This window comes from Actinomadura napierensis, from assembly GCF_039529375.1.
Lineage (GTDB): Bacteria > Actinomycetota > Actinomycetes > Streptosporangiales > Streptosporangiaceae > Spirillospora > Spirillospora napierensis.
Window position 1 is genome coordinate 1 of record NZ_BAAAMR010000206.1, and the last position, 8,357, is coordinate 8,357.

An 8,357-nucleotide genomic window follows, 5' to 3' on the forward strand; every position below is an offset into this window, starting at 1 on the left:
GCCCGCGCCGCCGCCAGGTCGGCGCGGGCGGCCTCGGGAGCCCGGTCTCCGGCCGGAGGATGGACGAGGGTCACACCGCTCCTAGAGGGCTTCCGGGCCGGTCTCGCCGGTCCGGACGCGGACCACGGTGTCCACCGGGACCGCCCAGACCTTGCCGTCGCCGATCTTGTCGGTGCGGGCCGCCTTGACGATGACGTCGATGATGTCGTCGGCGTCCTCGGCGTCCACCAGCACCTCGACCCGCAGCTTGGGCACGAGGTCGACCTTGTACTCCGCGCCGCGGTAGACCTCGGTGTGGCCCTTCTGCCGGCCGTAGCCGCTGGCCTCGCTGACGGTCATCCCCTTGACCCCGAAGGTCTCCAGGGCCGCCTTGACCTCGTCCAGCTTGAACGGCTTGATGACGGCGGTGATCAGCTTCACGCCTCGGCCTCCACCTTCTTGTCGGGCGACACCGCACGCGGCGCCGCGCTGCCGGGACCGGCGGCGCGGACGGCGCCGCCTCCCGCGGGAGCGAGATCGTACGCGGTCTCGGCGTGCGCCGTGACGTCGATCCCGGCGGCCTCGTCGTCCTCGGAGATCCGGAACCCGATCGTCTTGTCGATGATCTTGCCGATCACCCAGGCCATGGCGAACGAGTACAGCCCGATCACGACGGGGCCGAGCGCCTGCAGGCCCAGCTGGTGCACGCCGCCGCCGTAGAACAGGCCCTTGTGCTGGCCCGGCAGGAACGGGTAGGCGGCCAGGAAGCCGAGCGACAGGGCGCCGATCGCGCCGCCGACGAGGTGGACGCCGACGACGTCGAGGGAGTCGTCGTAGCCCAGCTTGTACTTCAGGCCGATCGCGTAGGCGCAGACGGTGCCGGCGACGGCGCCGAGGACGATGGCCGCCCAGGGGTCGACGAACCCGCACGCCGGGGTGATCGCGACGAGCCCGGCGACGGCGCCGGACGCGACGCCGAGGGTGGTGGCGTGGCCGTCGCGCAGCTTCTCCACCAGCGCCCAGGCGCCGGCGGCGACCGCGGTGGCGATCTGGGTGTTCATGAAGGCGAGGCCGGTCGTGCCGTCCACGGCGAGCTCGGAGCCGGCGTTGAAGCCGAACCAGCCGAACCACAGCAGGCCGACGCCGAGCAGCACGAACGGCAGGTTGTGCGGCCGCATCGGCTCCTTGGGCCAGCCGCGCCGCTTGCCCAGCACGAGCGCCAGCGCCAGGCCCGCGGCCCCGGCGTTGACGTGCACGACGGTGCCGCCCGCGAAGTCCTCGATGCCGAGCTTGTTCAGCCAGCCGGTGCCCCACACCCAGTGCGCGACGGGGAAGTACACCAGCGAGGCCCAGACGACGGTGAACGCCATCCAGGCGCCGAACTTGGCACGGTCCGCGATGGCGCCGCTGATGAGCGCGACCGTGATGATCGCGAACGTCAGCTGGAACATCGAGAAGACCATTGTCGGAATGTTGTCGCTCTGGTCCGGCAGCAGTCCTTCGGACACCTGCGTCGCGACGCCTTTCAGTCCGACGGCGTCGAATCCCCCGATGAACTTGTTGACGAAGGAACTGCCGTTGTCGGTGAACGCGATGGTGTGCCCGAAGAGGACCCAGAGGATGGTGACGCTGATGATGGCGCCGAACGACATCATCATCATGTTGAGGACGCTCTTGGCCCGTGTCATGCCGCCGTAGAAGAAGGCGAGTCCGGGTGTCATGAGCAGCACCAGCGCCGCTGCCGCCAGCATCCAGGCGGTCGCGCCTGTATCGATCTTCATCTCGGAGAGTGCCCCTCCTCGACCGGAAACGTGGATGCTCAGAGATTCTTGTGCGGCCGTTTCACCCGGACGGCTCCGGTGTTTCCGGGGTGTGAAACCCCTCCGCCGGATGTTTCGAGAGTGTTTCGGAAGCCTCACCGCCTTACCCCGGAGTGGGTGACGGTTTCCTTTTCCTTGGGTCATGGTCCGGCGGGAACACGGGGGCAGGCCGAAAAGGCCGGCGCCCCGCGACCGCAATGGGTCGCGGGGCGCCGGGCCGCCGATGCGGTCTAGTCCCCGAGGATCGCGTCCACGAACGCCTCCGGCTCGAAGGGTGCCAGGTCGTCGGAGCCCTCCCCCAGGCCGACCAGCTTGACCGGGACGCCCAGCTCGCGCTGCACCTGAACCACGATGCCGCCCTTGGCGGTGCCGTCCAGCTTGGTCAGCACCACGCCGGTGACGTTGACGACCTCGGCGAACACGCGGGCCTGCTGCATGCCGTTCTGCCCGGTCGTGGCGTCCAGGACGAGCAGCACCTCGTCCACCTCGGCCTGCTTCTCCACGACCCGCTTGACCTTGCCGAGCTCGTCCATCAGCCCGGTCTTGGTGTGCAGCCGCCCCGCGGTGTCGATGATCACCACGTCGACCTTGGTGTCGATGCCCTGCTTGACCGCGTCGAAGGCGACGCTGGCCGGGTCGGCGCCCTCGTCCTTGCGGACGACCTGCGCGCCGACGCGGGTGCCCCAGGTCTCCAGCTGGTCGGCGGCGGCGGCGCGGAAGGTGTCGGCGGCGCCGAGCAGCACGGTGTTGCCGTCGCCGACCAGGACGCGGCCGAGCTTGCCGCAGGTGGTGGTCTTGCCGGTGCCGTTGACGCCGACGACCATCAGCACCGCCGGCCGGTCCCCGTGCGCGTCGGTGCGCAGGGAGCGGTCCAGGTCGGCGCCGATCTGCTTGACCAGCTCCTCCTTGAGCAGCGCGCGGACCTCCCCCGGGCTGCGGGTGCCGAGCACCTGCACCCGGGTGCGCAGGTCGTCGGTGACCTGGCGGGCGACGGCGGCGCCCATGTCGGCGGTGATGAGGGTGTCCTCGATCTCCTCCCAGGCGTCGTCGTCGAGGGTGTCGCGCGACAGCAGCCCGAGGAGGGTCTTGCCGAACGCGTTCTGGGAGCGGGCCAGCCGGGCCCGGAGGCGGACGAGCCGTCCCGCGCCGGGCGGCGGCTGCTCGATCTCGATGGTGGGCGGCGGCGCCGGCTCCTCGGTCGGCGGCGCGCGCTCGAGGGTGGGGGCGGCGGCCTCCGCCTCGTCGACGGCGGTCGCGCCGTGCTGCTCGGCGGGCGGCCGCTCGGCGGGCGGGACGGGCGGACGGCGGCGGCGGGACGGGCGGCGCAGCAGCGTGACCCCGCCGACGATCAGCGCGACCGCGCAGAGCGCGACGATGACGATCACATATTCCATAGCGTCCCCAGTTTTCCAGACGAGGGCTCCTGGGCCGAACACCCGCCGGCCGCCCCCGCTCCCCGCACGCGCGAAAAGCACGCCCCTCGCGGGCGTGCTCGATCAGCCCCGGAGCGGCGGCCCCGGTGTCTGCCCCGATACCGATGCCCGTTCCGAGCTCTCCCACTCGTCGACGTTGTGCAGCAGAGCCTCCAGATAGGAGCGCAGGTGGGTGCGGTAGACCTCGCTGTAGGTGCGCAGGTAGGCGATCTCGCGCTCCAAGTCGCGCCGCTCGCCGTCCGGCAGCACGTCCGCAGGCGAGGGCCCGGACGGTGCCGTGCCGGCGGGTGGCGGCACCGAGCGTACCGCGGCTTCGGCGACCTCGGCGGCCTTGCGGTGGGCGTCCTCCAGCAGCTGCTCGGCGCGGCCCTTGGCGTCGGACAGGATCGCCTCCCGGTGCAGCCGGGCCTCGTGGGCCAGCTCGCGGGTGTAGCGCTCGGCGTCGGCGACGTACAGGTCGGCGGTCTGCTGGGCCTGCGACAGGATCCGGACGGCCTGGAAGTGGGCGTCCTCCGGCGCCATGACGCCGCCGCCGCGGCCCGCCTGGGCGCGCAGCCGGTTCACCTCCTCGCCCAGCGCGGCCTTGTGGTTGAGGATCTGGACGAGTTCCCGCTCGACGTACTGCAGGAAGCCGCGGACCTGGTCCTCGTCGTAGCCGCGGCGGCCGAGGGCGGCCCGCGCGAACACCACCGACTGCAGCTCGCCGGGGGTCAGCCGGGAGCCGTCGGGGACGACGGGCAGGTTCGGGGAGTTCACGGCGGTCACCTCTGTGCGTCGGCGAAGGTTTCCAGGCGGATGCGGTCGCGTGCGACGCCGGACGCGGCGAGCCGCTCGACGGCGGGCTCGACCATCGCCGCCGGCCCGCACACGTACGCGTCGTGCCCGGGCCAGGGACCGCGCCTGGCGACCACGTCGGGCAGGTCGCCGTACTCGATGCCCTCATGGTCGGCCCGAGCGTGGCCGGGGCCCGCCTGACCGGGGCCCGCCTGGCCGAAGCCGCCGCCCGAGCCCAGGAGCGCGGAGAAGCCGTGCCCGCCCGGTTCGTCCGGGACGGCCTCGTCGGACACGGCGGGCACGACGGTCAGCCAGGGCAGCTCGGCGTCCAGCTTGCTCAGGTGCTCCAGGTCGTACAGGCCGTCGCGGTCGCGGGCGCCGAAGAACAGGTGCACGCGCGGCGGCGCGGGACGGCCGGCGATCTGCTCCAGGATCGCCTTGAGCGGCGCCAGCCCGGTGCTGCCCGCGACGAGCAGCACGTCCCGGTCGGACGACCCGTCCAGCGTGAGGGTGCCGATGGGCGCCCCCATCCGGACGCGGTCGCCGGGCTGGGTCGCGCGGACGAGCACGGGGCTGACCGGCCCGCCGTCCACCAGCCGGACGTGGAAGTCGACGGTGTGGTCGGGGCGGGGCGCGTTCGCCATCGAGTAGTACCGCCAGTGCCGCAGCCGGGACGGCACCTCCAGCGCGACGGACTGGCCGGGCGTGTAGGGCAGCGGGCGGTCCGGCTGGATGCGCAGCACGGCGATGTCGAAGCGGCGCCGCTCCGCCGCGACGACCTGGCCGTTCCACCAGGCGGGGCTGGACAGCGCGTTCTCGTCGGCGGCCTCCAGCATGACCTTGGCGACCAGGCTGTAGGCGGCGTTCCAGTCGCTTTCGACGTCCTCGGTCCAGGCCGGGCCGGAGAAGTGCCGGAGCGTGGCGAGCAGGCTCGCCCCGACGTTCGGGTAGTGCTCGGCGACGATCCCGAACCGGCGGTGGTCGCGGCCGAGCTGCTGCAGGAACGGGACGAGGCCGGGCAGGTCGTCGACCTTGGCCACGATCTGGCCGAGGGCGCGCAGCAGCTTGTCGCGCTGCCCCGTCATCCCGATCGGGAACATGTCGCGCAGGTGCGGGTTGCGCACGAACAGGTCGGAGTAGAAGAACAACGCGACGGCGTCGCCCTGCTCGGCGACGGCGGCGAAGTTGTCCTTGAGGCGCTGGGCGTCCACGCCGCGGTCAGGCGACGGGCTCGGCGGCGGCCTCCGTCATGACCTGGGCGACCAGGCCGTAGGCGGCGGCCCAGTCCCGCTCCAGCTCCTCGTTCCAGTCGGGACCGCTGAAGTGGGCGAGGGTCGCCAGCAGGCTGGCCCCGACGGGCGCGTAATGGTCGGCGACGACGCCGAAACCGTGGTGCCGGCGGCCGAGGTCCTGCAGGAACGGGACGAGCGCGGCGGTGTCGTCGACCGACGACACGATCTGCGACAGCGCGCCCAGCAGCACCTCGTGCTGCTTGCTCATCGCGGCCGGGAACATGCTCCTGAGCTGCGGTTCCCGGGCGAACAGATCCGCGTAGAAATATTCGGCGACGATAATCCCGTTGGCGCCCACCTGAGCGAAATTATCCTTGAGTTTCTGCGGGTCCACGACCATGCCTCTCCAGTGGTCCGCCGCACCCGGGCGGGGCGTCCGGGAAGGGAGTCCGGGGAACCACGGGGCACATGACTAGTGGAATGCGCCGGGCGGGCACAAGGCCGCCAGCGTCGCCGCCGCGTCACGGTCGGTGCACGTGGCGGCCCCCGTTCACCCGTCACCGGCGAGAATGCCGGCGGGCCGTGCGCCATTGGGCCGGGAAATAACTTCAACGCGTCCACATAACGAGACGGCGGCCTATACCCCGGCACATCGGGAATGGCCCGGTATTGTCAGCAAATGAAAGATCAGGCGGGTTCGTGCTCGCGCAGCCGCTGGCTGACCACCTGGGTGACGCCGTCGCCGCGCATGCTGACGCCGTAGAGGGCGTCGGCGCCCTCCATGGTGCGCTTCTGGTGCGTGATGACGATGAGCTGGGACGACTCGCGCAGCTCCTCGAACACGGTGATGAGCCGCTGGGTGTTGGTGTCGTCCAGCGCGGCCTCGACCTCGTCCAGCACGTAGAACGGCGACGGGCGGGCCTTGAACACCGCGACCAGGAACGCGATCGCGACCAGCGACCGCTCGCCGCCCGACAGCAGCGACAGGCGCTTGACCTTCTTGCCGGGCGGGCGGGCCGCGACCTCGACGCCGGTGGCCAGCATGTCCTCCGGCTCGGTCAGCGACAGGCTGCCCTCGCCGCCGGGGAACAGCCGCGCGAAGATCCGCTCGAACTCGCGGGCGGTGTCGTCGTAGGCGGCGGCGAACACCTGCTGCACCCGGTCGTCGACCTCCTTGACCAGGGCGAGCAGCTCCCGCTGGGTCTTCTTCAGGTCGTCCAGCTGGGAGGTGAGGAACGCGTGCCGCTCCTCCAGGGCCGCGAACTCCTCCAGCGCGAGCGGGTTGACCTTGCCGAGCTGGTTGAGCTGGCGTTCGGCGGTCTTGGCGCGCTTCTCCTGGACGGCCCGGACGTAGGGCACGGGCACGGCGTCCTCCCCCTGGTCGGGGTCGGGCGGGACGGGCTGGTCGGGACCGTACTCGTTGACGAGGGAGTCGACCTCCAGGCCGAACTCCTCCAGCGCGCGCTGTTCGAGCTGCTCGAGGCGCAGCCGCTGCTCGGCGCGCGCGACCTCGTTGCCGTGCACGACGTTGACCAGGCGCTCCAGCGTGCTCGACAGCTCCCGGACCTGGGTGCGCACGACCTTCAGCTCGGCCTCGCGGACCGCCTTGGCCTGCTCGGCCGCCTCCCGCCGCCGGACCGCGGCGGCCAGCGACAGCTCGATCCGCTCCAGCGCCGTCCGCGCGGCCTTGAGGACGGCCTTGGCGGTCCTGGCCTGGACCTCGCGGCGGGCGCGGCGCTCGGCGGCGCGGGCCCGCTCCTCGCGCTCGCGGCGGGCACCGCGCTCCAGCGCGTCGGCGCGTCCGGTGATGGCCTGGACGCGCTCCTCGGCGGTGCGGACGGACAGCCGCGCCTCCATCTCCGACGACCGCAGCACCCGGCAGCGCTCGGCGAGCTCGTCGCGGGCGTCGGTGTCGTCCCCGGCCTCGTCGGCGACCTCGGCGGCCTCCTCCGACTCGGCGAGGCGCATCGCCAGCTCCTCGGCGGCCTCGGTGTCGCGCTCCAGCGACTCGTTCGCCGCGTCGAGCGCCTTGGTGAGCCGTTCCGCCTCGCCGCGCGCGGCGCGCACGTCGGCCTCCAGCCGGGCGGCGCGCTTGGCCTCCTGCGCCGCCTGCGCGTCGAACTCGCGCACCCGCGCGCGGACCCGGTCGAGCTCGGCCTGCGCCTGGTTCACCCCGGTCTGGGACTGGTTGGCGGCGGCCTGCGCCGCGTCCAGGGCCGTCTGGGCGGACTGCTCGGCCTCCGCCGAGGCGGTGAGCTCATCGGCGGCGGTCTCTGCGGCGGTCTCTGCGGCGGCGAGGTCCTCGGTGGCCTGGTCGAGGGTGGCGCGCATCTGCAGCAGGCTCTGCCCGCCGCCGGCGGCGCCGCCCTGCGCCCAGTGCGCGCCGACGAGGTCGCCGTCGCGGGTGACGGCGCGCAGCGCGGGCTCGCGGCGGACGAGCGCGGCGGCGGCGGGAACGTCGTCCACCACCGCGACGCCGCGCAGCAGATGTTCCAGCGCGGGACGCACCGCGTCGGGCACGGTCACCGCGTCTGCCGCGTAGTCGACGCCCTGCACACGCTCGGACCGGTCGAGGGCTCCTCCGCCGACGAGCAGGCCGGCGCGGCCGGCGTCGCGGGCGCGCAGCAGCCCCAGCGCGGCCTCGGCGGTGTCGAGCGACCCGACGGCGATGGCCTGCGCGGCGTCGCCCAGCGCGGCGGCCACCGCGGTCTCGTATCCCGGTCGGACGGTCAGCAGCGAGGCGACCGTGCCGAGCACGCCCTCGACCGAGCCGTCGGCGCCGGCCGCGAGCAGCGCCTCGCCACCGTCGGCGGCGCTCGCGAGCGTCAGGTTCAGCGCCTCGATCCGGGCCTGCAGCGCGGTGACCTTCTTCTGCGCGGCCTGGTCGGCGGACCGGGCCGCGGCGACGGCGGACCGGGCCTCCTTGAGCGCGCGGCGCGGCTCGTCGACGGCGGCGCGGGCGTCCTCGGCGGCGTCCTCGGCGGCGGCGAGCGCCTCCTGCGCCGCCTCGTGCTCGGCGGCGAGCACCGGGTCCTCGACGACCTCGGCCTCGAACGCCTCGAACTCGGCCTGCGCGGTCTCGGCGCGCTGCGCGGCCTCGTCCCGCGCGTCCGCGAGCC

General features: G+C 73.1%; 7 protein-coding genes. All 7 read right to left on the reverse strand.

The window, feature by feature from the left end; translation table 11 throughout:
* Window positions 1-81 precede the first annotated feature (81 nt).
* Window positions 82-420 (reverse strand): P-II family nitrogen regulator, encoded by a 339-nt coding sequence (locus tag ABD296_RS48175; protein WP_131764050.1) that lies wholly within the window; start codon window positions 418-420, stop codon window positions 82-84.
* Complete coding sequence (locus ABD296_RS48180) at window positions 417-1,760, reverse strand: ammonium transporter (protein WP_344284834.1); 1,344 nt, start codon at window positions 1,758-1,760, stop codon at window positions 417-419. The genes ABD296_RS48175 and ABD296_RS48180 overlap by 4 nt, the downstream gene beginning before the upstream one ends.
* A gap of 269 nt (window positions 1,761-2,029) precedes the next feature.
* Window positions 2,030-3,193 carry a signal recognition particle-docking protein FtsY gene (gene ftsY / locus ABD296_RS48185; RefSeq protein WP_344284837.1) on the reverse strand — a complete coding sequence of 388 codons (1,164 nt, stop codon included), beginning with the start codon at window positions 3,191-3,193 and terminating at the stop codon, window positions 2,030-2,032.
* A 102-nt stretch (window positions 3,194-3,295) separates the two neighbouring features.
* Window positions 3,296-3,988, reverse strand: coding sequence for a DivIVA domain-containing protein (locus tag ABD296_RS48190; protein ID WP_344284840.1), 693 nt, complete (start codon window positions 3,986-3,988; stop codon window positions 3,296-3,298).
* A gap of 5 nt (window positions 3,989-3,993) precedes the next feature.
* Window positions 3,994-5,217 (reverse strand): globin domain-containing protein, encoded by a 1,224-nt coding sequence (locus ABD296_RS48195; RefSeq protein ID WP_344284844.1) that lies wholly within the window; start codon window positions 5,215-5,217, stop codon window positions 3,994-3,996.
* 7 nt (window positions 5,218-5,224) lie between these two features.
* A complete protein-coding gene (locus ABD296_RS48200) occupies window positions 5,225-5,596 on the reverse strand; it encodes a globin domain-containing protein (protein WP_344284847.1) in 372 nt (123 codons plus the stop codon).
* A gap of 329 nt (window positions 5,597-5,925) precedes the next feature.
* On the reverse strand, window positions 5,926-8,357 hold a 2,432-nt coding region (locus tag ABD296_RS48205), incomplete at its 5' end, for an AAA family ATPase (RefSeq protein ID WP_344284850.1).

What these genes read in the sequence shown, in the direction of transcription:
- ftsY (WP_344284837.1), bottom strand. Translation starts at nt 3,193, where the DNA reads ATGGAATATGTGATCGTCATCGTCGCGCTCTGCGCGGTCGCGCTGATC.
- ABD296_RS48180 (WP_344284834.1), bottom strand. Translation starts at nt 1,760, where the DNA reads ATGAAGATCGATACAGGCGCGACCGCCTGGATGCTGGCGGCAGCGGCG.